This is a genomic window from Chryseobacterium sp. (assembly GCF_045629545.1).
In the GTDB taxonomy this organism is placed as follows: Bacteria; Bacteroidota; Bacteroidia; order Flavobacteriales; family Weeksellaceae; genus Chryseobacterium.
The window spans coordinates 60,152-82,778 of record NZ_JAZQRK010000007.1 but is presented as its reverse complement, the minus strand read 5'-3'; the positions used below and the strand labels follow the sequence as shown (position 1 = coordinate 82,778).

At 32.9% G+C, this 22,627-nt stretch carries 19 protein-coding genes; 8 read left to right on the top strand and 11 right to left on the bottom strand.

Translation table 11 applies throughout. The features are described 5' to 3' along the window. Positions 1-36: 36 nt before the first annotated feature. Complete coding sequence (locus tag ACKI42_RS01325; protein ID WP_407401659.1) at positions 37-3,234, bottom strand: T9SS type B sorting domain-containing protein; 3,198 nt, start codon at positions 3,232-3,234, stop codon at positions 37-39. Positions 3,235-3,400: 166 nt separating this feature from the next. Between ACKI42_RS01325 and ACKI42_RS01320 the strand changes: the two genes are divergently transcribed. From ACKI42_RS01320 to ACKI42_RS01305, 4 genes are all read left to right on the top strand, one after another. After that, positions 3,401-3,994: a TetR/AcrR family transcriptional regulator gene (locus ACKI42_RS01320; RefSeq protein ID WP_407401657.1), complete on the top strand. Its 594-nt coding sequence runs from the start codon at positions 3,401-3,403 to the stop codon at positions 3,992-3,994. 78 nt (positions 3,995-4,072) lie between these two features. After that, complete coding sequence (locus ACKI42_RS01315; RefSeq protein WP_407401655.1) at positions 4,073-5,428, top strand: TolC family protein; 1,356 nt, start codon at positions 4,073-4,075, stop codon at positions 5,426-5,428. A 17-nt stretch (positions 5,429-5,445) separates the two neighbouring features. Further along, positions 5,446-6,510, top strand: a complete 1,065-nt coding sequence (locus tag ACKI42_RS01310) for an efflux RND transporter periplasmic adaptor subunit (protein WP_407401653.1) — start codon at positions 5,446-5,448, stop codon at positions 6,508-6,510. A gap of 7 nt (positions 6,511-6,517) precedes the next feature. After that, positions 6,518-9,700, top strand: coding sequence for an efflux RND transporter permease subunit (locus tag ACKI42_RS01305; RefSeq protein ID WP_407401651.1), 3,183 nt, complete (start codon positions 6,518-6,520; stop codon positions 9,698-9,700). A 272-nt stretch (positions 9,701-9,972) separates the two neighbouring features. On the opposite strand, the gene ACKI42_RS01300 is transcribed toward ACKI42_RS01305, so the two are convergent. Next, positions 9,973-11,097, bottom strand: a complete 1,125-nt coding sequence (locus ACKI42_RS01300) for a thioredoxin-like domain-containing protein (RefSeq protein WP_407401649.1) — start codon at positions 11,095-11,097, stop codon at positions 9,973-9,975. A 356-nt stretch (positions 11,098-11,453) separates the two neighbouring features. Between ACKI42_RS01300 and ACKI42_RS01295 the strand changes: the two genes are divergently transcribed. After that, entirely contained in the window at positions 11,454-12,182 is a 729-nt protein-coding gene (locus tag ACKI42_RS01295) for a pirin family protein (protein ID WP_407401647.1), read from the top strand. 56 nt (positions 12,183-12,238) lie between these two features. Here the strand turns inward: ACKI42_RS01295 and ACKI42_RS01290 are convergent, their stop codons facing one another. From ACKI42_RS01290 to ACKI42_RS01280, 3 genes are all read right to left on the bottom strand, one after another. Next, on the bottom strand, positions 12,239-12,808 hold the full coding sequence (locus ACKI42_RS01290; RefSeq protein ID WP_407401645.1) for a hypothetical protein: 570 nt from the start codon (positions 12,806-12,808) through the stop codon (positions 12,239-12,241). 77 nt (positions 12,809-12,885) lie between these two features. Beyond that, positions 12,886-13,794, bottom strand: coding sequence for a TIGR01777 family oxidoreductase (locus tag ACKI42_RS01285; RefSeq protein WP_407401643.1), 909 nt, complete (start codon positions 13,792-13,794; stop codon positions 12,886-12,888). Continuing rightward, complete coding sequence (locus tag ACKI42_RS01280; RefSeq protein WP_407401641.1) at positions 13,791-14,150, bottom strand: hypothetical protein; 360 nt, start codon at positions 14,148-14,150, stop codon at positions 13,791-13,793. Before ACKI42_RS01280 ends, ACKI42_RS01285 begins: the two co-directional genes overlap by 4 nt. A gap of 197 nt (positions 14,151-14,347) precedes the next feature. Between ACKI42_RS01280 and ACKI42_RS01275 the strand changes: the two genes are divergently transcribed. From ACKI42_RS01275 to hisS, 3 genes are all read left to right on the top strand, one after another. Beyond that, positions 14,348-14,680 (top strand): single-stranded DNA-binding protein, encoded by a 333-nt coding sequence (locus ACKI42_RS01275; protein ID WP_407401639.1) that lies wholly within the window; start codon positions 14,348-14,350, stop codon positions 14,678-14,680. Positions 14,681-14,700: 20 nt separating this feature from the next. Continuing rightward, positions 14,701-15,168 (top strand): HRDC domain-containing protein, encoded by a 468-nt coding sequence (locus ACKI42_RS01270; RefSeq protein WP_407401637.1) that lies wholly within the window; start codon positions 14,701-14,703, stop codon positions 15,166-15,168. Positions 15,169-15,309: 141 nt separating this feature from the next. Next, positions 15,310-16,677 carry a histidine--tRNA ligase gene (hisS, locus tag ACKI42_RS01265; RefSeq protein WP_407401635.1) on the top strand — a complete coding sequence of 456 codons (1,368 nt, stop codon included), beginning with the start codon at positions 15,310-15,312 and terminating at the stop codon, positions 16,675-16,677. Between the two features lie 462 nt (positions 16,678-17,139). On the opposite strand, the gene ACKI42_RS01260 is transcribed toward hisS, so the two are convergent. From ACKI42_RS01260 to ACKI42_RS01235, 6 genes are all read right to left on the bottom strand, one after another. After that, positions 17,140-17,631: a thermonuclease family protein gene (locus ACKI42_RS01260; protein ID WP_407401633.1), complete on the bottom strand. Its 492-nt coding sequence runs from the start codon at positions 17,629-17,631 to the stop codon at positions 17,140-17,142. Between the two features lie 232 nt (positions 17,632-17,863). Continuing rightward, entirely contained in the window at positions 17,864-18,670 is an 807-nt protein-coding gene (locus ACKI42_RS01255; RefSeq protein ID WP_407401631.1) for a hypothetical protein, read from the bottom strand. Between the two features lie 14 nt (positions 18,671-18,684). Then, positions 18,685-20,196: a helix-hairpin-helix domain-containing protein gene (locus ACKI42_RS01250; RefSeq protein WP_407401629.1), complete on the bottom strand. Its 1,512-nt coding sequence runs from the start codon at positions 20,194-20,196 to the stop codon at positions 18,685-18,687. Between the two features lie 2 nt (positions 20,197-20,198). Continuing rightward, entirely contained in the window at positions 20,199-21,419 is a 1,221-nt protein-coding gene (locus ACKI42_RS01245; protein WP_407401627.1) for a PP2C family serine/threonine-protein phosphatase, read from the bottom strand. 24 nt (positions 21,420-21,443) lie between these two features. Beyond that, positions 21,444-21,575: a hypothetical protein gene (locus tag ACKI42_RS01240; RefSeq protein ID WP_407401625.1), complete on the bottom strand. Its 132-nt coding sequence runs from the start codon at positions 21,573-21,575 to the stop codon at positions 21,444-21,446. A 1-nt stretch (position 21,576) separates the two neighbouring features. Next, positions 21,577-22,620: a TerY-C metal binding domain-containing protein gene (locus ACKI42_RS01235; protein ID WP_407401623.1), complete on the bottom strand. Its 1,044-nt coding sequence runs from the start codon at positions 22,618-22,620 to the stop codon at positions 21,577-21,579. Between the last annotated feature and the right edge of the window lie 7 nt (positions 22,621-22,627).

The window sequence follows — 22,627 nt, the reverse complement described above, 5'->3', positions numbered from 1 at the left end:
AAATGAAAAAAGAGCAGATATTTCTGCTCTTTTTTGTTACTCTCTATTTTTGATGAGAAGCCAGCCTGTATAATTTCTACCGTCCGAAACTTTTATTGTATACCAATAATTTCCAGTAGGAATTGGCGAACCAGCAATTTTACCATTCCAATCTAAAGGTTTTTTGTTGATAATTTGCTTAAACACCGAAACTCCATTTCTATCAAATACGGTAACTTCTGTACCTGTATAATGTTCTAGTCCAGCAATTTTCCAACTATCATTATATCCGTCTCCATTTGGACTGATTGCATTTGGAATATTAAATATTGAAAATGGTTTATGACCAATGAAACAGCCCGATTTTGTTCTTACATAAACAATATATTCTCCCATACCCAAGTTGCTGAAAACATTAGAATCTTGCCAAGTAGAGTTGTTTAAAGAATATTCGTAATTTCCAGTTGCCGAAAGTATTATTGTTGCAGAGCTGTTGCTGATATTTACAGCTACAATTTCTGCTAATACAGAATAACTGATATTAATATTGTTTGTACTGCTACATCCGAATCCATTAGTAACCGTTACCGAATAATTTCCAGAATTTGAAACAGAAATCGTTTGTGTAGTTGCTCCTGTATTCCATAAATATGATATAAAACCTGAACCTGCATCTAAAGTAGCTGTTGTTCCCTTACAAAAATCGAAATCTTCAGGTAAAGTAACGCTAGGTTTAGGATTTAAAACTAATTCTAAAATAACATTCGTAAAGCATCCATCAGCCGTTGAAACTTTAATATTAATCACATTTGAACCTAAGTTTAAAGTATAATTCGTAGGATTTAAGATAGGTGTTCCAGTTGCTGTTGTGTAACTGAAAATATAATTATTAGGATTAGTAATAATATTGCTTTCATAGGATGTAAGATCTACAACCATTGTATTTGCAGTAGAAATATTACAAATAGAATTTCTGTAATTTTTTGCTGGAACATTATTTTGAGAAAGCGTAACGTTGATTTGTAACTTTTCAGATTCGCAACCATTTAAAGTTTGAGTTACATAATAAGCTTGTCCGTTTACCAAAGGAGTTGTTAGAGGTAAAATAGTGCCTGCAGCATTATAATAAATTAAATTATTTCCATTTACAACCAAGTTCGCCAATTTAGGATTTGCAGATTCACAAAAATCCTGAGTGCTATTTGCAGTAGGTTTTGGCGTATTATTAATGCTAATTTGAATTGGAGTTTTACTACTTTCGCAACCGTTAATAGTTTGTGTAGCGTAATACGTTTGTCCGTTTACTAATGGAGTAGTTGTTGGTAAAAAGGCACCAGCATTACTATACCATTTTATATTCTGCCCAGTGATTTGAATATTAGCGATTGTGGGAATGCTCGATGCACAAAAAACTTGCTGAACATTAGATGTTGTTGGAAGAGGTGGAGAATTTACAATTACGGTTTGATTTTGTGAAGCTGTATTTCCGTTTCCATCATTATAAATCCAATGAATTGTATAAGTTCCTGGCACACTATAAGTCAAAGGATCTATAGTTGTAGTTGTAACAGTTCCTGCGCAATTATCAGTTGCAGTCGGAATATTAGAAATTATGGTGTTGCAATCTCCTGAAATGTCGGGAAGTTGTGCTGTATTTGGAACTGGCGCGATGTTGTCACCAACTACAACATTTACAGTGAAATTTCCATCGCATGCTCCTGATCCTGAAATCTGACAAGTATAAGTCCCTGCATTTGCTAAAGTAGCATTTGGGATTGTAGGATTTTGCTGAGTTGATGTAAATCCGTTTGGTCCTGTCCAGTTATAAATTGCTCCTCCTGTGGCATTTAATTGAATGTTAGAATTGATACAAACAGGAGAATTTGAAGAAACTGAATTTTGCGAATTTGCATTATATTTATAAAATAAAACATCGGTATCTCCATTGCCACTATTATTGTTTATTGTAGTGCCATTCATTACAATAGGTTTAGCAGTAAAGTTTGCCGAGACATATACTTCATCATTATGAATGAATATTTCATCGGCAGCATTTAATGATCCATATTGATTGGGCTGCATTGTTGTATTCGATTTAAATAAAACCTCTGGCTGAAAATTACTTATATTTATTTTAAATAAAACTAAATCTTCATGATTGTAAGTGTAGCCTGAAGTTGAAAGAGTACTAGATGATGTTAAATTAGTATTTCCTAAAGTCATATTTTTAGAAAAGCTACCAAATCCGTAAAGATAATCATTAGTCTCAGCAAAGTAAGCGTTATTAAGTGTGTATGTATTATTATTGTACTCTTGAGGTATTTGCAAATTAGAATTATTGTAAAACTGTAAATGTCTTGTAAGATTTAAGGTTGAGATATCAAATTCTGAGATGATACTTTGTATAACTCCGTTATTAGGATTTCCTGTAGAAAAATTTACATTGTCTATTTTAGTAGCAATTGAAAAACTACCATAAACATACATTTTATTGTTCAATTTATTATAATGTAAATTAGTTGGGCAATAAGCCCAATATACTCCAGTGTTATTTGAAATCTCTTTTGAAAGTATTAGTTGTAAGTTGGTGTTAAATTTTTCAATTTTGCTATATTGAAAGTTGGCATCTACTTTAGAAATATATATATTTCCATCATTATCCATCGCAGAATCTTTAAAATTTTCAATATTTTGTCCCAACTGAATAGCATTGTAAAAGTTTCCATCGGTATCAAATTTAGCGAGAAAAGCTCGGGCATACGGTGATGTATTTCCGCTGTTATTAGTAAAGTTTATCAGACCAAAAAAATTTAAATTATAATTATACACACCAGTAACTATTACAGTGTTTTGATGTATAAAAATGTTTTTTGCTAGCCTACTTACTTCTCCAGTGAATTGCTTTTGCCATATCAATACACCATTTGAATTGTATTTGGTCAATTTATTTACATAATTCATGTAATATCCATCAGTTCCTAATGTATAAATATTTCCATATTCATCTACATTAAATGATTGTATCACTTCTGTTTTTTCCCATTGAAGATTACAATTAAAATCATATTTCTTCATTTTTGCTGTAGTGTAAGAATTGTTTGGATGGTATACGAATAAAAATCCATCATTTGTTTTTTTCATTCCAACAGTATCATCAAAAACCCACTCGCCAAAATTTTTTGCACAATTATTACATTGTGCATTTATTGAAAATGAAAATAAAAGAATAATCAGTAATAAAATTTTTTTCATCATTATTAATTTTCCGCAAATATAATTAATTCAAACTAGGCAATAATTGATGTAGTATGAATACACTTTATAAATCTTAAAGATGATTAAAGTCACATTAATTATTTTGTTTGACAATTTTGTCAAAACGAATGTTTGATTTATATTTGCACAAAATTGTTTAACAAAAATGTCAAATCCAACCAAAAAAGATCATACCCAAGAACTGATCAAAGAAACCGCAAAGAATTTGTTCTTTGTGAAAGGAAAATTTGATGCTACAACACAAGAGATTGCAGATGAAGCTGGCGTAAACCGTACGCTCATCAATTATTATTTTAGATCTAGAGATAATCTAATCCAGACAGTTTTCGATGATGCTCAGCAAGTTGATAGAGAAAAATCTAAAGTAATATACAATGCAGAACTTACCTTTAAGGAAAAAATAACTCAGTTTGTAGAGCTAAGTTTGTCTACAAGTTTGAAGTATCCTTATCTAGAATCCTACATAGTTTCTCAGATCAATAAAGGTGTTTGTAAGAAAAATCAGATAGAAGAAGACGTAATGAAAGTATTCTTTAAGGATATAAAAAGAGAAATGGAATTGGGTAATGTTCCGAAAATGGCGCCAGTACAGTTTATTTTAAACATGGTATCATTATTGGTATTTCCGAGTGCAATAAGACCTCTTTTTATGGAGAACTTCACTTTGAATGATGCAGAGTTTGATGCCATAATATCCGAACGTAAAGATATTATTATCAATATGTTATTTAATAAATAATTGAAGTATTTTTGTGGTGGAATCGTCTTCTAGTACAAATCTAAATATCAGAAAATAAAACAAACGAAGTAATAAATTATGAATAGAAAACGTATTACTGCAAAAACGCTAAACCTTGGTATAGCCGCAGCATTTATGATTTTCGGCTCTTCATCTTTGTATGCTCAGCAACAAGTATCGTTGCAAGAAGCCATACAGCAAGCTTTACAAAATAAAGCGGAGGCCAAAAAAGCAGCTTTGCAGATAAAAAAAGCAGAGTATAAGATCACTGAGGCAAAAGCGGGTGCATTACCACAGATTTCAGTGGGTGGAGGTCTTACCTACAATCCTATAATTCAACAATCCTTACTAGAATTTGGTGGACAAAGAATTACAGCGAAGATGGGTCAACCTTGGACTTCTAACCTTACAGCGACCGTGAATCAAGCGTTGTTCGATCAAAAAGTTTTTATCGGTCTGAAAGCGGCTAAATCTACTAGAGAATTTTATGTATTGAATGCCGAACTTACCAATGACCAAATTATAGCAAATGTAGCAACTGCGTACTACAACGTTTTTGTACAAGAAGAAAATCTTCGTACTCTAGAGGCTAGCTATGCAAATACAGAAAAAGCTAGAAATATCATCAAAAGTTTGGTAGACAATGGTCTTGCCAAACAAATAGATTTGGATAGAACCAATGTACAACTTACCAATGTAAGTGCTTCTAAACAACAGACCATCAACGCTGCAGAATTGGCTAAAAATGGATTGAAGTTTTATATGGGAATTCCTATTGATACACCTGTTACCTTGGAGGAAAAAAGTATAGATCCTCGCCCAGAAATAGTAGCTTCTCTTGCCAATATAGACAATAGAAATGAAGTGAAAGTTCTAGAAAAACAAAAAGAATTGCTTCAATTTAATAAAAAAGCCACCGAAGCTGCTTTGTACCCAACAGTTGGCCTTCAGGCAAACTATGGTTGGGTGGGTATGGGAAAAAACTTTCCTTTAACCAACGGAATTAATAATGGAGTAATGTGGAGCGATATGGCTTCTGTTGGTTTAAATCTTAATATTCCAATATTTACGGGTGGTGCAACGAAATCTAGAATTCAGCAAGCTGAAATTGACATTTTGGATGTACAACAAGATATCGAAAATACAAAATTAAGCTTAAACTTAGACTACAGAAACTCTATTACCAATATAGAAAACTCTTTGATCAATCTACAAAAGATGAAAGATAATGTAGTATTGGCAGAGAAAGTACAAAGCAATACCCAATCTAACTACCAAAATGGCTTGGCTACTCTTACAGAGCTATTAGATGCACAAAATGCTCTTACACAAGCTAAACAAAACTATGCAACAGGTCTACTAGATTACAAACAAGCAGAGATACAGTTGATAAAAGCTAAAGGAGAACTTTCTACATTAATACAACCTTCATAAATAAACGATCACCGAAAATGAAAAAATCTTTAATATATATTGTGGTAGCAGCAATACTAATAGGGTTAGCTGCTTATAAAATTGCCAACAATAAAAAAGAACAAGAAGCTACCGTGAAAGAAGTAGCTAAGCAAGTAGATAAAATAAACGTAAACGTTATCTCTGCTGCAAGAGAAAATATTGATACCGACTATTCTGCTAATGGTACCTTTATCCCAAAACAAGAAACCAATTTGGCTTCTGAAATTTCTGGTAAAGTTGTTAGTGTTTTGGTGAAAGAAGGATCTAGAGTTTCTGCTGGTCAAACGGTTGCTATCATCAAAAAAGATGCAATAGAGGTTGATATGACGCAAGCTAAAAATAATCTTCAAAATGCAATCATTGATAATCAACGTTACGAAAACGCATTTAAAACTGGCGGTGTTACCAAGCAGCAACTAGACAATTCTAGATTGCAGTTGAAAAATGCACAAGCTGCGGTTACAGCTCAAAAAGTTCGTGTAAATGATACCAATGTAAGAGCAGGAATTAGCGGAACCGTAAACAAAAGAATGGTAGAGCCAGGAGCAGTAGTCTCTACAGGTTCTCCATTATTTGAAATTGTAAACATCAATACTCTGAAATTATCAGTTCTAGTAGACGAAAGCCAAGTAGGAAAAATACAGTTGGGACAGAATGTTGACATCAATGTAAATGTATTACCAGAAAACAATTTCAGTGGTAGAATTACATTTATTGCTCCGAAAAGTGATGCTTCTCTTAATTTCCCTGTGGAAATTGAAGTTTCTAATACAAACAATACTTTGAAAGCAGGGATGTATGCGACTGCTATGTTTAAAACAAACTATGGCGCACAAAACCAAAATATGCTTACAATTCCTTCTGATGCATTCGTAAATGGAGTGAATTCTGGACAGGTTTTCATCGTAGATAATGGTGTTGCTAAATTGGTAAAAGTAGTTCCTGGAAAAGTGTACGGAACGAAAGTTCAAATCATCAGCGGACTAAATGGTGGTGAGCAAGTAATTACCAGCGGACAAATTAACCTAGAAAATGGTTCTAAAATTAATATTGTAAAGTAATATTTAGATGAAATTAGCAGAAATATCAATTAAAAGGCCCACGCTAATCATTGTATTATTTACATTGCTTACTTTGGGTGGATTATTGAGTTATTCCATGATGGGATACGAACTGATCCCAAAATTTGAAACCAATATGGTAACCATCTCTACGGTGTATCCAGGGGCATCACCTAGCGAGGTGGAAACTTCGGTTACCCGTAAAATAGAAGATGCCGTAGGGTCTCTAGAAAACGTGAAAAAAGTAGAAGCTTCATCTTATGAAAGTTTATCTGTCATCATGGTACAGCTAAATGCTGGTGCCGATGTAGATTTCGCTTTGAATGATGCACAGCGCAAGGTGAATGCCATATTATCTGATCTTCCCGATGATGCAGATGCACCTTCTCTTAATAAGTTCTCCTTGGATGATCTTCCTATTATTACGATGAGTATCTCTAGTAATAAACTGAACAATAAAGAGCTTTATGATCTTTTAGATAAAAAAATAGAACCTACGTTTTCTCGTGTTAACGGTGTTGCACAAGTAGATCTAGTGGGTGGACAAGAAAGAGAAATACAAGTAAGTATTGACGAAAAAAAATTGCAGGGGTATGGTCTTAGCTTAGGTGAAGTACAACAGGCTATTTTATCCTCTAATTTAGATTTCCCTACAGGACATTTGAAAACACGTACCTCAAAATCTACGATTAGGCTTTCAGGTAAATATAAAGATATTGCAGAGCTTAATAATCTTGTCATCTCAAGTAAAAATGGTGCGCAAGTACGTCTATCTGACATTGCTACAGTATTTGATGCTCAGCAAGATGTAGAAAAACTAGCGCGTTACAATCAAAATCCAACTTTCCTTATCCAGGTTAAAAAACAATCTGATGCCAATGCAGTTGCTGTATCCGAATTGGTACAAAAAACAATGGCAGATGTAGAGAAAACATATAAAGATAAAGATGTAAAAGTAAATATTGTAAATGATACCACAGAATTTACGCTTGAAGCAGCAAACCACGTTATTTTCGATTTGTTCTTGGCGATTATTCTTGTAGCAATTGTGATGTTGCTTTTCTTACACAGTATACGTAACGCATTTATTGTAATGGTTTCCATTCCTTTATCACTTATCGCAACGTTTATTGGGATGAACTTGATGGGTTATACGCTAAACTTAATGAGTTTGCTTGGTCTCTCTCTTGTGGTTGGTATCCTTGTGGATGATGCCATTGTGGTATTAGAAAATGTCTATCGACACATGGAGATGGGTAAAAGCAAGATCAGAGCTTCCTACGATGGTGCATCAGAAATCGGATTTACAGTGTCAGCTATTACTTTGGTAATTGTGGTAGTATTCTTACCAATCGCAATGAGTACAGGTTTGGTAGCCAACATTCTTGCACAATTCTGTGTAACAGTGGTTATCGCCACAATGTTCTCATTATTGGCTTCATTTACTATTATTCCTTGGTTGTCTTCTAGATTCGGAAAATTAGAACACCTTACTGGTAAAAACTGGTTCGAGAAATTTATTCTTTGGTTCGAGAAAAAATTAGATCAATTTACTCATTGGATAACAGATATTTTAGAATGGTCATTAAAATCTACTTTAAGAAGAATTATGACTGTAGTAGTTACCTTTGTGGTTCTTATCTCTTCATTTATGTTGGTTAAGTTTGGATTCATTGGTGGAGAATTCTTCCCTAAGATTGATCGTGGCCAGTTTTTGGTTCAGATGGAGCTTCCTAAGGATGCATCTGTAGAAAAAACCAATCAGGTTACCTTACAAGTAGAAAGACTTCTTAGAAATAATCCTGATGTAGTGGATATGATTACTACTGTTGGACAGCAATCTTCTGGTTTTGGGGGTGCGCAAGCAACAGCTTATCAATCTGAAATCCAGGTTATTCTTACAGATAAATCTCTACGTGCTGATGATTCTAATATCTTTGCAGCTAAAATTAAGAGACAATTACAAGAAGAATTTACTGGGGTAGAATTCAAAACTGCAACTATTGGTTTAATGGGAGCAGAAAATGCACCAATAGAACTGGTGGTAACCGCACCTGATAACGCAACGGCGACAAAAGAAGCTACAAGAATCTTAGAGTTACTTAAGAAAGTTCCTGGTTCTACCGGGGCAGAATTATCTACAGATAGTGGAAACCCAGAGGTACAAGTAAATATTGATAGAGATAAGATGGCTTCTTTGGGGCTTAATTTATCTACTGTAGGTCAGATCATGCAAACTGCATTTAATGGAAATACAGATGGTAAATTCCGAGCAGGTGAGTATGAATATGATATTAATATCAGATTTGGAGATAACAATAGGCAATCTATTGAAGATGTGAAAAACATTCAGTTTACCAATAATCAAGGACAACTTATTCGTCTTAGTCAATTTGCAGATGTAGAGATGGGTTCTGGACCAAGTTTACTACAACGAAGAGACAAATCTCCAGCAGTAAAAGTACAGTCTAAAGTAGTAGGTCGTCCTTCAGGGGATGTTGCAAACGAGTGGGCAGCAATGTTTATGGATAGCAAAGATAAGCCAGCAGGCGTAGACTACGTTTGGGGTGGTGATATGGAAAACCAATCGGAAGGTTTCGGTACATTAGGTATTGCGATTCTTGCCGCTATTGTATTGGTTTACCTAGTAATGGTATCGTTGTATGACAGTTTTGTATATCCATTTGTGGTATTATTCTCAATTCCACTTGCCCTAATTGGGGTAATGGTAATCTTAGCACTTACTGGTAATTCACTTAACATCTTTACGATGTTGGGGATGATTATGCTTATTGGATTGGTAGCGAAAAATGCAATTTTGATTGTAGATTTTGCCAATACAAGAAAAGAAGCGGGTGCTTCTACACATGATGCCTTAATACAAGCTAACCACGCGCGTCTTCGTCCGATCTTGATGACTACTATTGCGATGATCTTTGGTATGCTTCCAATTGCATTAGCAAAAGGAGCAGGAGCAGAGATGAACAACGGTCTTGCATGGGTAATTATTGGAGGCCTTACATCATCATTATTCCTTACTTTGATTATTGTTCCAGTAGTATATTCTATTTTCGATTCTATTTTAAGAAGAATGAAAAAAGGAGATCCAGTAGATTACGATGCTGAAATGGTAGCAGACTATGATCATGTAGAATTGAGTGAAGATGGTTTCACCAACAAACATGTATAATTATATTTAAATTATTTTTATTTATAGTACTAAAGCAACCTCCATGGAGGTTGCTTTTTTTTGTTATGAGAATTCGTCATTCAGAACGAAGCTTAGCGTAGTGAAGAATCCATCTTGAGATTCATCCTTTGTCGGAATGATAAAATTTTCTATTAGCTAATTTGTCATTCAGAACGAAGCTTAGCGTAGTGAAGAATCCATCTTGAGATTCACCCTTTGTTGGAATGACATTGCTTTTCATAATTTAATTAAACAATAACATAGGAATTATTTTATTTCAAAATATCATTCAGTTTTTCAGACATATCCTCAGAATATCCATCAAAAATTTTAATTAAATTTCCACTCGGATCAAAAAGAAAAAATGTAGGCGTTCCGTAGATTTTATATTTTGCATATGTTTCGCTTAGTCGCCCTTTTTTATCCCAAAGCATAACCCAATCTTTACTATGTTTCTTTAATAAACCATCAAACCCAACTTTGTTTTTATCAACATAGAAAGTGATAATTTCCAACTTTTCATTTAAGCTTTTTTTACTATTTTCAAGTTGAGGCAATGCCTCAAGACAAAATCCACAATAGAGCGTAGAAAAATCTAACAAGATATACTTTCCTTTAAAATAATCTGAAAACTGCTTTTTTTGATCTAGCTTGTCAAACGCGGAAAAATTATGATATTTTTCTCCTAATTTCAGTTCTGGATATATCAGATGGTATTTTATGGCAATTGCAACATCCGTTTTTTTAAGATTTGGACTCAATTTGTTATAGTAATTTTGTAGTTTATCCTTTGGTATAACAGTTTTATACATTTCCAATAGATAAAGACCGTAATAAGTATTATAATGAGCATCTATAAATGCATCTCTACTTTTATCCAATTCACGATCCACTATTTTTATTTTCCCTAAAGGTTCGTTATTTCCCCAATACGCTTGTTGTAAACTGTCATTCCATTTATTGTCAGCTCGAAGAGAATGGACTTCCTGCTCAAGTTTTTTCCTCTCATGTAATAATATTTTGTCTTTTTGATTATTTTCATAGTTAAGGCTGTTATATTTAGAGCCTTTTAATAAAAGATCAAAAGGAAAATCTTTTTTATCAGCATTCAATGTCATTTTTTCATTTCCAATGAACAGCGCACCATAGATGTAATCTTTTTTATCTTGAATGGATAGATAGACATTAATAGGAGTGTCTTTTAAGCTACCAGTCAGTTTAAATTTACTATTTTTAATCACACAACTATCCAAAACAACATTATTCTGTGAAATTTTCACTACAGAATTTTCATTAAATCCAGTTAAAATTCCTGAGATAATAAATTTTTTCTGCCCTACTAACCCTTGAAAGCAAATAAGTATAATAAGAATTGAAAGTAATTTAAATTGCTTCATGATATTGATGATAAATTAATTTCTCCTAATGTACGTTTTTATAAGAAGGTATACTTTTAAATCTGCCATAGTAGGTTTTATTTACATCATCTAATTTTATTTAGATTGAAATTAATTTAAATTTAAACATTTAATTTATACTTAAAAATGAAGTGAGATTCCTCCTTTGTTGGAATGACATCCCTTTTAATAAAGAAATTAGTCATTCAATAGATGATGAAGTGGAGGTAAGAAACACTCTAAAGATTGCTACTTCGTCGGAATGCCATTGTATTTAACGAATGATCGTTCTTACCCTATATCAATGGAGTAGAAGTATCATTAGAGATATATTTGCACTATAAAATAATTACAAAATGCAAACAATATATCACAAAGCAAACACAAGAGGACACGCAAATCATGGTTGGTTAAACTCTTTTCATACCTTTAGTTTTGCCAATTATCAAAACTTCGACAGAATGAATTTTGGCGTTCTTAGAGTTTTAAATGACGATACTGTTTCTAAAGGAATGGGATTTGGTAAACATCCTCATCGCGATATGGAAATTATTTCTATCCCATTATCTGGAAACTTAGAGCACCAAGATTCTATGGGAACCAAAGAGGTAATCCGCGAAGGTGAGATACAGGCTATGAGCGCCGGAACAGGTATTCAACATAGTGAGTATAATGAAAACAAAGATGAAGAAGTGAAGTTTTTACAGATTTGGGTATTTCCTAGAGAAGGTAATGTAACGCCAAGATATGACCAAAAAAGCATAAGAGAGGCCGAAAAAAGAAATGATTTTCAGCAAATTTTATCTCCAAATCCTGATGATGAAGGTGTTTGGATTCATCAAGATGCATGGTTCAATTTAGCCAAATTTGATGCTGGAGTTTCTAAAGAATACAACTTGAATAAAGAAGGAAACGGTGTTTATGTTTTTGTGTTAAAAGGTAATGCTAAAATAGGAACTCAAGAATTAAATCCTAGAGATGGTTTTGGAATTTGGGACGCGAAACAATTCACATTAGAAGCAACAACAGATGCTGAAATTTTGTTGATGGAAGTTCCTATGGATTTGCCTTGTTATCTTAAATAAACATTATTTGAGCTTCATGAACTAAAGAAAAAAAGCAAGATTTCTCTTGCTTTTTTTTATGATTTAGATAGAAATGTAAGGCTACTATACTTTACAAAATCCTCAATTTTGGTATCTTTTGTAGCGTTTTTATTGGTAAGTTCTATAAAAAATGTTCTGCTACTTGGAATGCTGTTGTTTTTTAGATTAATTTTAAATCTTTTTATTTTCTCATTGACGTTAAGAAAATTGAGCTCAGTAATTTTTATCACCTCATTATTTACCTCAAAGGATGCACTTGGGTTTTTCTGATATTTAAGGTATCTCAGCTGTGTTTTATCAGTAGATTCCTTCACGAATTTTTGAAGTTCAAAATCTCTAATCAATTGCGGATAAATCAATCCTTTTTCTAAAAGCAGTAGCGATAATTTATCTCCTTTGGCAATAAAAAGGGCTTTATCATCAAAAATTATTTGATTGAAATTTTTGGTAATTTTCCCCGTAAATTTTTGGTAATTCTTCTTTTTATAAGAATTTCTGAAATGTTCTATGATCTGTACATCTTGCTTACTCGTTTTATCCCCCTTCTGAGCAATAACTCCAGTAGAAAGCAATATAAAAGCAAAAATAGAAGCGTGAAGTTTCATATAACAGGTAATGGTGATAATAATATTTTACTACAAAAATGGATTAGCAAATGTAAATAATCTAATTGAAAAAAACATCAGTCATCCAATAATAAATCCTCCAAAGCACCTTTCAACTCAGGAAACTTAAAGTAATAACCATCACTTATTATTTTATCAGAAGAAATTCTAGAACCTTCTAATAATACAATTGCCATTTCGCCAAATACCAATTTCATCACAAACGAAGGTACATTAGGCATAAAAAAGGGTTTACCAAGAACTTTTGCGGTACTTTGCATCAGTATTTTATTCGTAGTAGGTTGTGGTGCTGCTGCGTTATAGGCGCCTTGTAAAGTTTTATTTTTGAGTAAAAACTCATAGATTCCACAAATATCGTCCATATGTATCCATGGAATATACTGTTTTCCAGAGCCAATAGGAGAGCCAACGCCGTATTTTACAGGAACTACCATTTTGGATAGTGCTCCTTCGTTGGAGGATAATATAATGCCAGTTCTTACTTTTATTACTCTTTGTGCAATGCCTTGTTCGGCAAAATGATCTGCTGATTTTTCCCACTGTTTCACCACGTCACTTAGAAAGTCATTTCCTTTTCCGTCTTTTTCAGAGTAAATTCTTTCTGAGGTTTTTGCACCGTAAATTCCTGCTGCAGAAGCAGAAATAAACGATTTTATTTTTTTATTTCTTCTTTGTAAAGTATTGAAAATAAGTTTTGCAGAATCTATTCTGCTAGACATTATTTCTTTTTTTCTTTCAGCCGTCCATTTCTCATCAGAGATATTAGCCCCTGCCAAATGGATTATGTGGCTCACATTTTCAAACACTCGATCCTCTATTGTTTGCTTTTTAACATCCCAAAGATATTCGTTTTCATGTTTTTTTTCTCTTGTGAGAAACCGAATGATAAAGTCATTTTTCAATCTTTCGTGCAATGCTTTAGCTACCGAGCCACTAGCACCTGTAATAACTAATACTTCTTTCATTTGTGTATGTCTTTTCTTTCATTTTTAACGATTAATAGATACCCATCCTCCAATATTTTATAGCCATAATCATAGATGAATTTGTATTCAGATCCATTTTTATAGACTTTAATTTGGGTGAAATAATTAAAATCAAATTCTAAACCTTCCAATTTAGCTCTCGCTACTTTTATTTTACCATCAGTATTAATATCGCTAAGAATTCTATAATTTTTACGCAATTTATTATTAATGGTTCGCATTAGATTACTGCTGTCTTTATTTTGCTTATTATTAAATGCATTTCTGCAGGCATCATTACAAAATTTTTTATCGGATCTGCCAATGATTTTTTTATCACATTCTAAACAATTCATGGGATGGATATTTTAGGTTGATTATTTTATTATAAAATCACATTAAAGATAGTGATTATCCATTTGCAAACGACTACAAATGAATTTAAATATTTTATTACCGTTTTGAATCTCATTTAGTTAGAAACTTTGCAGTAGAGATTTGTGAAATAAGTGAGCGTCTCTTATCTGAATATTAATAATTAAAAATTAAAATTATGTCACTAAGAAACAAAGTAACATTAATTGGTTACACAGGAAAAGATGTTGAAATTATCAACTTCGAAAATGGAAGTATGAAAGCTACAGTATCTCTTGCTACAAGCGATCATTACACCAATGCAAAAGGCGAGAAAGTAGAAGAAACGCAATGGCACAATTTGGTTGCTTTTGGTAAAACTGCGGAAATCTTGCAGAAGTATGTTCCAAAAGGAAAAGAAATAGGAGTGGAAGGCAAGCTAACGTATCGTTCTTATGATGATAAAGAGGGTATGAAAAGGTACATCACAGAAATTAAAGTAGATGAAATTTTACTTTTAAGCAGCAAATAAATCAATAGCTAAAAACACAAATGATGGAAATTAAAGTATTAAAAGTAAGAGTTGAGGAAGAATTTCTCTTGAATGATCAAAAGTTTGTGAATGAGTTTGTCTCTACGATCCAAGTAATCAAAGTGGAGACTGCATTTGTACAAGAAGATAATTATTGGTCGATAATGATCCAATTTCAAGAGGATGTAAAACCTCAAGTGGTTGCAGAAGTTATTTTAAATACAGATAAATACCAAGAATTTTCTTATGAGGAAGAATTTCTTTCACCTGAAGAAATAGCAATCCTTGAATCTTTGAAATTATGGCGTTCGGAAAAAGCGAAAGCCATCAATATCCCTTCTTACTGCATTGCGAGTAATAAAGAATTGACGTCTGTAGCGAAGTATAAACCTATAAAGAAAGAAGAACTTTTGCACATTAAAGGTTTTGGGAAACATAAAATAGAAAACTATGGAGAAGAAATTTTGCAAATCTTAGAACAGGTTTAGTTTTACTAAAAAAAATCCAACAAATGATGATTTTTATAAGGCCAGTAAAATTATTTTACTGGCTTTTTATCCATTCAAAGTCTTTACAAATGCTTATTTTTGCAATATTTATTATTATATTCATCATTTATCAATTATAGAATGAAACCAAGTTTAGCGAAAGGGACAAGAGATTTTACCGCATTGGAAGTCTCAAGAAGAAAATATATCATCAACATACTACAGAAAAATTTTGAATTATTTGGTTTTCAAGCATTAGAAACACCAAGTTTTGAAAATTTAACAACTCTTACTGGAAAATATGGAGAAGAAGGAGATCGTCTGATTTTCAAGATTCTAAATTCTAGTATTAATGAAGCCAAAGACGAAAAGAAAGCAGTAATGTCTGCAGATTTTCAAAGAGCATTAGAAAAACCTTTTAGTTCAGAAAATCTTACTGATAAAGCACTTCGTTATGATCTTACGGTACCTTTTGCAAGATTCGTGGCAATGAACCATGGAAAATTAGCTTTCCCATACAAGCGTTTCCAAATTCAACCAGTATGGAGAGCAGACCGTCCTCAAAAAGGAAGATTTAGAGAGTTTTATCAATGTGATGCTGATGTTGTAGGAAGCGAAAGTCTTTGGCAAGAGGTGGAACTTATCCAGCTTTATCTAAAATCATTTGCAGAGCTGAAAGTATCTGTTACCATCCACATGAACAACAGAAAAATACTTTCTGGATTGGCTTTATATGCTGGCATAGAAGATCAACTTATAGACTTTACTGTAGCGCTAGACAAATTAGACAAAATAGGAAAGGACGGCGTTGTAAAAGAACTTTTGGAGAAAAATATTGCTCAAGAATCTATTGATAAATTGGATTTCTTATTTACCCAATCTGAAGATGCTTTACAAAATGTTCTTCAATTGAAAGAGAAATTTCAAGGGAACGAAATCGGATTGAAAGGAGTAGAAGAACTAGAATTTGTACTTACTCAAGCAAAGAATTTGGGTATCGATAGCAAAAATTTAGTATTCAATATTACGCTTGCTCGTGGTTTAGATTATTATACAGGTGCTATATTTGAAGTAAAAGCTGATGATGCACAGATGGGATCTATCGGCGGTGGTGGTAGATACGATAATTTAACGGAAGTTTTTGGGGTGAAAAATATTCCTGGTATTGGAGTTTCTTTCGGATTAGATCGAATTTATTTGGTGCTAGAAGAATTAGAGCTTTTCCCAGAAGATGCTGTATCACAAGTAGAATATTTGTTTGCAAATTTCGGCGGACCAGAAACGATAGAAACGGTAAAACTTATTGCACAACTTCGTGAAAGAGGAATTTCTGCAGAGCTTTATCCAGAAAGTTCAAAAATTAATAAGCAATTCACTTACGCTGAAAAGAAAGGAATTAAAAATCTAGTATTTTTGGGCGAAGAAGAAATAAAAAACGGAAATGTTACCTACAAAAACTTGGAAACTGGAGAACAAAAAACAGTTTCTAGAGAAGAATTTTTAGGCTAAAATAATTCCTTATAATAAATTTAAAAAGCACTAATCTAAATTTTGAGATTAGTGCTTTTTGTGCTATTCATAGCCACATTTTCTTTTTCCTAATGTAATTGCTTTTTTTAAACTTACAGCAATTATTTTGTGCTTGCAATTGGACAATCCTCTACAGTTTTTACTGTAATGGTATTTTTTTTCTCCTTCGCTATCACATAGAAAAACCTCGTCATTGCTAGAATAATTAGTGTTTACCCGATTAAAAATAAGAGTGGAAATTAGTAGTATCGTTTTCATAGGCAAAAAAAATTCCGACAGGGAAATCGGAATTTTTTATCATTTGTGTTCTTAAAATCTTTAATATCTATTATTTAGAAACCTTATGCTGCAAATATAATATCAATTTTTCAAAGTGTGTTACGGTAAACCGTAAATGCGTTTAATCTTTGCATTTTTTTCTAAATTATGTAAAAAATACTATTAATTCGAGTTATAAGCTTCTCTTTCAGCCTTGGTTAATTTTCTGTATTTCCAAGGTTCCATTGGTTTTTTATCTTTCCAAAGACCTGTTTTGTTTTTTCTTGCGGTAGTTTCCAACTTTGCATAAGAATCGTCGTTAGAATAAGCTTTATAATGCCAAGCCATTCCTTTTTTCACCAATTCTCTATTAACATTAGTTCCATTGGGAAGTATTAGCTCTGCAACGATCCTTTGGTAGCGATCTCTTTTAGCATTAGCCTTTAGTGAAACCATTTTTCCAAAACACAAATTAGATGTTGCTTGCTTTGCTCTCGTACCAAAAGCTTGTTTCTTTTCGGGTGTATCAATGTGCCCAAGACGGATCACTTCCTCCTTACCATTCATCAAAAGGCAAACGGTGTCACCATCTTTGATACGAACTACTTTGTAAAATGTTTTTTGAGAAAATAAAAATAGAGGAAGGAATAAGAATAATAAAAATTTGAATTTCATGAAAATAAATAGGGTTAGATAAAATAATTCATCCTAAAAGTAGATTATAAATATCAACTTTAAGAATGAATTTAAAGCCAAAAAAAATAAAAACAAACTTATTTTTTACCTTTATTAATCGGCTTTTGCAAAGATAATGCTAATTGTCTAAACCTAAAATTTTTTAAATAAATAAAAAACAATATCTAATTCTTATCATAAATTTCGAGATGGAAAATAAGCGAATCAATTACTAACAATCAAATTGAGCCTCAATTTCTCCCACTTTTTCAACTAAATTCCCTTCTTTGGCAGGTGAGGAGAGAAATAGAAGAACTCGCTCTTCCTCATAATCTCTGCTTGCATCAAAAATGAAATCGAGTTTACCATCTTTATCAATATCGCCAACGAATAGTAGCTTCACAAAAGTATCATTGAAGGATTCTTCTTTTAACAATAGTTTTTCGGGGGTGTCTTTGGTTGAAATATACAGTTTGTAATTTTTTACATTTTGAAATAATTCCAATTTATCATCATTACTATACACCTTTTCAGAAGAAAGAACTTGTCCTTCAGCTCTCAAAAAATATTCAGTTCCATTGAAACTAAATGAGGTTTTATCTTTGGGCCAAATTTTATCTTTTTTTATGGGTAAAGAAGTTATATTTCCAAGAGATAATTTTTTAGAATCAAGATACAATAGCGTTTTATTTTTCGGAATAATCACTTTTAGAGAATCTCCAGAGCATTCATCAAAGTCATTTTTTATCGTGTAATGAGCCTTTTCAATACTGTAATTTCCGTTTCTTACATTCAATTCTACCCAATTTTTCTTTAGATCATTTGCAGGATTGTATTTATCGTAAGTTCTATAACCTCTAGGAAGTAAAATATTTATTTCTTGTTCAGCTTTTACCAAATCAATCACTTTTGTGCTATCAGCAGGTTTGGTAATTGATATGGTATCGGAAACTTGAGTTGTTGTTGTAGTTGTTTCATTTTTTGTCTCTTGTTTACATGAAAGTAAAGACAGAATGGCGAGTAAACCAATTTTTTTCATTTTAGTAATGTCTATTATTCGTTGATAAGTGTGATGTATAGCAATCTTGCTCCTTCTTCATTGGAAAGCATGATTTTTTTACCTTGAGTAAGTTCTACCATAGAATTGATCGGAATATCTACATCATTAGTAATATCTCTCATCTCTGGTAATCCTTGGTTTACCAAAACCCATTGATTTTTGAAAAATGTAAAATATCCCAACGGTTTTTTATCCTGAATTGGGAGCTTTTCATTTCTAATAATTTTTCTTGAAGCATGCCATTTAAATAAATACTGATTGTGATAGACCATTAATCTGTGATTTTCTGGCTTCCAAACATCATCACTAAATTTATAATACAAATCTATAACGGGCAAGCTGCCTTTGTGCTCGGTACCGCAAAAAGGGCATTTTGGTAGGGTAGTGTTATCGAAAACATACCATTTTTCATCACATTGTGGGTTGTTACAAGGCTGTATAAGGTCTACAGTTTTTAGTAAAGCTGTTTCCCATTCGTTGGCAATTGGTCTTAATAATGGATTGTGTAGTCCTTCTATGAAAGCTTTTTCGAATAATGCCGAAAGATAAGGACCTGTGATTGTGTAGGGAAGTTTACTTGGATCTCCCCAAAATAAATTCCATTTTGGTAAATGGTCAATTTTTACTCGGTTGATTGTATCTGTAGGATGTTCCACAAAACTAGCATTTTCACCCATAGATAATACTTCATCAATCTCAGAATCTAAATCCCAAATTTTTCCACCTCTTAACGGATGTCTCCTTAATAAATACATAAAAATAAGAACCGCCAATGCATGCAAATCTGTTTTCTGATTGGGCAAATGCCTATTGGGATCGGAGAGAGGCAAATGTTTGGTTTTAAGAACTTCGGGAGCTATAAAATCTGCTGTACCAATAACTTCTGGAGGATACAAACCAGGAACTACAAGTCCATCAATATCTATAATGGTTGCAGATTTGGAAATAGGATCAATCAAAACATTATTGTACGACAAATCTGAATGTGCCAAACCCATCTGATGCAATTTTTTTACACCACGGCAAAGATTTATGCAAATTTGGAAGTAGCTAAGCCAATCTCCCAATTCTACAGGATCTAAGGTAAGCGGATACTGATGATGTCTAAATGACGGCGTGGTAAACCATTTGCTTTTCTTTTCGCCACCTTTTATGCCTCCATTGGTTTTATATCCTTTTTTAAAGAAAAACTGACTGTTATAGATAGGAACTACAACACCTGTTTTACCGTTTTTTTCTACAGAATCGTAAGGCCATCTGTAGAGTGTATCTAGAAAGTATGCAGAACTGTCGCCCTGTTTTATGTTTTCCAAATAAAGCGTAACAATTCTATGGATTCTGTCTTTTTGTATCGTGTCTAGTGGATCTCTGAAAAATGCAACTACATACCTTTTGTCAGGCGAGAAGTAGACGTCTTTCAGTCCTCCTTTTATGGGATTTCCATCGTCTACGTATTCGTAGGTTTTGCTAGCATCAATGCTCGAATTTACTTTAATTATAGCCATAATTAGTAGATAATTGCCAAAGTTCTATCGTCGTGGTTACCTTTGCTCCAAAAGTCCATCCATTCAGATAGGTCTTTTTCTATTTGATCATCTTCTTTGAAGTTCACTTTCTTTTGATCCTCATTATTTCCATCCATATCACTTAGAAATTCTTGCCAAGCATTGATGTTTTCCAATTTGCTTTCTACCACAAATTTAGGATCATAAATTCCGTCGGTCATTAAGAATAATTTAGAAAAATCTTCAAAACAATTTATTCCAAATCTACGAGCCATCATTTCTTGATCAGAGAATATTTCCGGCATCGTAAGAAACCTTGTCGAGCCGCTGCTTTCTCCTACATCTAGATAATTCAGAAGTTTCACACATGTATTGTCTTTATTAATGATTGCAATCGGGCAATCGCCTACACCAAAGGATAAAACAACATACCCGAAACTTAATTTTTTAATCAAAACAAAGATCAAAGTAGTGTGTAAATCTTTAAGTGAAATTTGTTGTGTATGGGCAAATTCATGGAGTAGTTGATGAACTTGTAGTACTTTTTGATAAAGAGAATTCATCAACAAATTTTTTGACTCAGCTGGAGCATAATTTTCTTTAGAAAAGACCTTTTCAGAATATGAACATAACTGCTTCAATGTATCTTCATCATCAAAACACTGAATGATATTTTCTGTTGCCAACTGAGAGCCAACTCGTGATAACTTAGCCGAACCAGCGCCATCTGCTAGAGCAATAATAGACCAATCATCCTTTAAATTTTTTAGGGCAAAATGATCTTCTCTAAAAGTACCAGTATGTGCATGAGATCTTCCTCTTTTGGAGGAAATAACTATTTTTTTATCTAAAAATATTGAAGAATGAGAGGCACTTTCCTGTTTATAGAAAATATCATCTTTCGGGCTTGGTTTGTTTTGCCACAAATCTTTTGGATCTGCGTTCACAATAAAAGCTAATTTTTTAAGATGTTCTTTTGATGGATCTTCCAAATTATTTTTAAATAAAATTTCAATCTCTGTAGAACCTGCATGCGTAGGGAAGCCTGTAATTAATTTTTTGTCAGCTTCGAAATGTAATCCAATTTTATCCAGATTTTTCACCTCAATAATAGTAATATTCGGAAATAATGAGAGGTCAAATACAAATCGATAATTCTTATTAACGAATGCATTTGGGATGATAAAATGATTTTCTAAAAATTCTTCGGTGGCTTGGTGCATAAGACTGATTTCTAACAATTGAGATTAAAGCTCGGAAATAGATTGAGTAAGTTCTTTTACTTTCGGATTTTTATAAATATTATCTAGCGTGGAATCCGCAATATCTTTCGGTTCATTAGATAGATCTGAAATAATATTTCTTAAAATATTTCCCATACTATCCCAAAGTTCTATTGATATCGAATTCTCCGTTGGAAGAGCCATAAAACCCATTATTTCCACACCAGGGACACGTTGCATAGCCGTCACCAGAGATGCAATGTATTCCTCCACATTGGCAAGTAGCTAATGCAAAATCATTGGCACAGCAAGGGCAGCTAGGATTACCATACAGTTCGTCACTAGAAATTTTGTGGGCATTTACCTTTCCTGCAGAGAACTCTAAGTACGATTTTTCATCTATCTTGTACGCACCCTCAATTTTGTAAAAGCGTGTACCAAAACCTGGAACCATAGAATCTTCAATTTCTTTTTTAAATTTTAAAAGATATAATTTATCATTCACAGAACACTTCCCATTCAGGACTACAAAATTATTATCTGGGAGAGAATAATTTTTTGTTACATCTATTTTTTCAATAGTGTTTGGGCTTGTTTTACTTAAATTAATTCCTTCACTACTATTTATGTTTATCTTTTCACTCGTCAATTGGATCGATGAGGTAATCCATTTGAAAAAATCTTTATAAGATTGATTGTCTGCATTATTGAATAATAGAACATCGTTAGACAATCTTCCTAAAAGATTAAAGTTGGTATTGTCGCCAATCGAGATGATAACAAGGTGAGTTTTTCTGCGATATTCTACATTCCATTTTTCAATCTCAATTTCTGTTTCATCTGTAGGAATTCCGTCTGTAAAAAGAAATACGATAGGTTTCCAATCACCTTTCCTTTCGAAAGTTGTTTTAATAACATCTCTATCAATGGCATTCATCAATTGCGTTAAACCTTTAGATAAGGATGTTCCACCTCCAATCGGAATTTTCGGAGGATAAAACGTAATAAGATCTTGTAGAGGAGTTATAATTCTACTTTTCCCCGCAAATGCGATGATAGATAACCAAACGGTTTCCAACGCATTCGGGTCTGTTTTTAGCTCTTGTATGATAGTAGCAATACCTTCTTGTACTTGTTCTATAGGTTCTCCTACCATAGATTCTGATACATCTATGAGGAAATAGATGGGTAGTCTTCTCATAAAATTA

Excerpts from the sequence above, each read along its gene's own strand:
- ACKI42_RS01240 (WP_407401625.1), bottom strand. The coding sequence starts at position 21,575 with ATGGGAAATATTTTAAGAAATATTATTTCAGATCTATCTAATGAACCG.
- ACKI42_RS01300 (WP_407401649.1), bottom strand. The coding sequence starts at position 11,097 with ATGAAGCAATTTAAATTACTTTCAATTCTTATTATACTTATTTGCTTT.
- ACKI42_RS01290 (WP_407401645.1), bottom strand. The coding sequence starts at position 12,808 with ATGAAACTTCACGCTTCTATTTTTGCTTTTATATTGCTTTCTACTGGA.
- ACKI42_RS01260 (WP_407401633.1), bottom strand. The coding sequence starts at position 17,631 with ATGAAATTCAAATTTTTATTATTCTTATTCCTTCCTCTATTTTTATTT.
- ACKI42_RS01310 (WP_407401653.1), top strand. The coding sequence starts at position 5,446 with ATGAAAAAATCTTTAATATATATTGTGGTAGCAGCAATACTAATAGGG.
- ACKI42_RS01295 (WP_407401647.1), top strand. The coding sequence starts at position 11,454 with ATGCAAACAATATATCACAAAGCAAACACAAGAGGACACGCAAATCAT.
- ACKI42_RS01320 (WP_407401657.1), top strand. The coding sequence starts at position 3,401 with ATGTCAAATCCAACCAAAAAAGATCATACCCAAGAACTGATCAAAGAA.
- ACKI42_RS01250 (WP_407401629.1), bottom strand. The coding sequence starts at position 20,196 with ATGGCTATAATTAAAGTAAATTCGAGCATTGATGCTAGCAAAACCTAC.
- ACKI42_RS01270 (WP_407401637.1), top strand. The coding sequence starts at position 14,701 with ATGATGGAAATTAAAGTATTAAAAGTAAGAGTTGAGGAAGAATTTCTC.
- ACKI42_RS01235 (WP_407401623.1), bottom strand. The coding sequence starts at position 22,620 with ATGAGAAGACTACCCATCTATTTCCTCATAGATGTATCAGAATCTATG.
- ACKI42_RS01285 (WP_407401643.1), bottom strand. The coding sequence starts at position 13,794 with ATGAAAGAAGTATTAGTTATTACAGGTGCTAGTGGCTCGGTAGCTAAA.
- ACKI42_RS01255 (WP_407401631.1), bottom strand. The coding sequence starts at position 18,670 with ATGAAAAAAATTGGTTTACTCGCCATTCTGTCTTTACTTTCATGTAAA.
- ACKI42_RS01315 (WP_407401655.1), top strand. The coding sequence starts at position 4,073 with ATGAATAGAAAACGTATTACTGCAAAAACGCTAAACCTTGGTATAGCC.
- ACKI42_RS01280 (WP_407401641.1), bottom strand. The coding sequence starts at position 14,150 with ATGAATTGTTTAGAATGTGATAAAAAAATCATTGGCAGATCCGATAAA.
- ACKI42_RS01275 (WP_407401639.1), top strand. The coding sequence starts at position 14,348 with ATGTCACTAAGAAACAAAGTAACATTAATTGGTTACACAGGAAAAGAT.
- ACKI42_RS01305 (WP_407401651.1), top strand. The coding sequence starts at position 6,518 with ATGAAATTAGCAGAAATATCAATTAAAAGGCCCACGCTAATCATTGTA.
- ACKI42_RS01325 (WP_407401659.1), bottom strand. The coding sequence starts at position 3,234 with ATGATGAAAAAAATTTTATTACTGATTATTCTTTTATTTTCATTTTCA.
- ACKI42_RS01245 (WP_407401627.1), bottom strand. The coding sequence starts at position 21,419 with ATGCACCAAGCCACCGAAGAATTTTTAGAAAATCATTTTATCATCCCA.
- hisS (WP_407401635.1), top strand. The coding sequence starts at position 15,310 with ATGAAACCAAGTTTAGCGAAAGGGACAAGAGATTTTACCGCATTGGAA.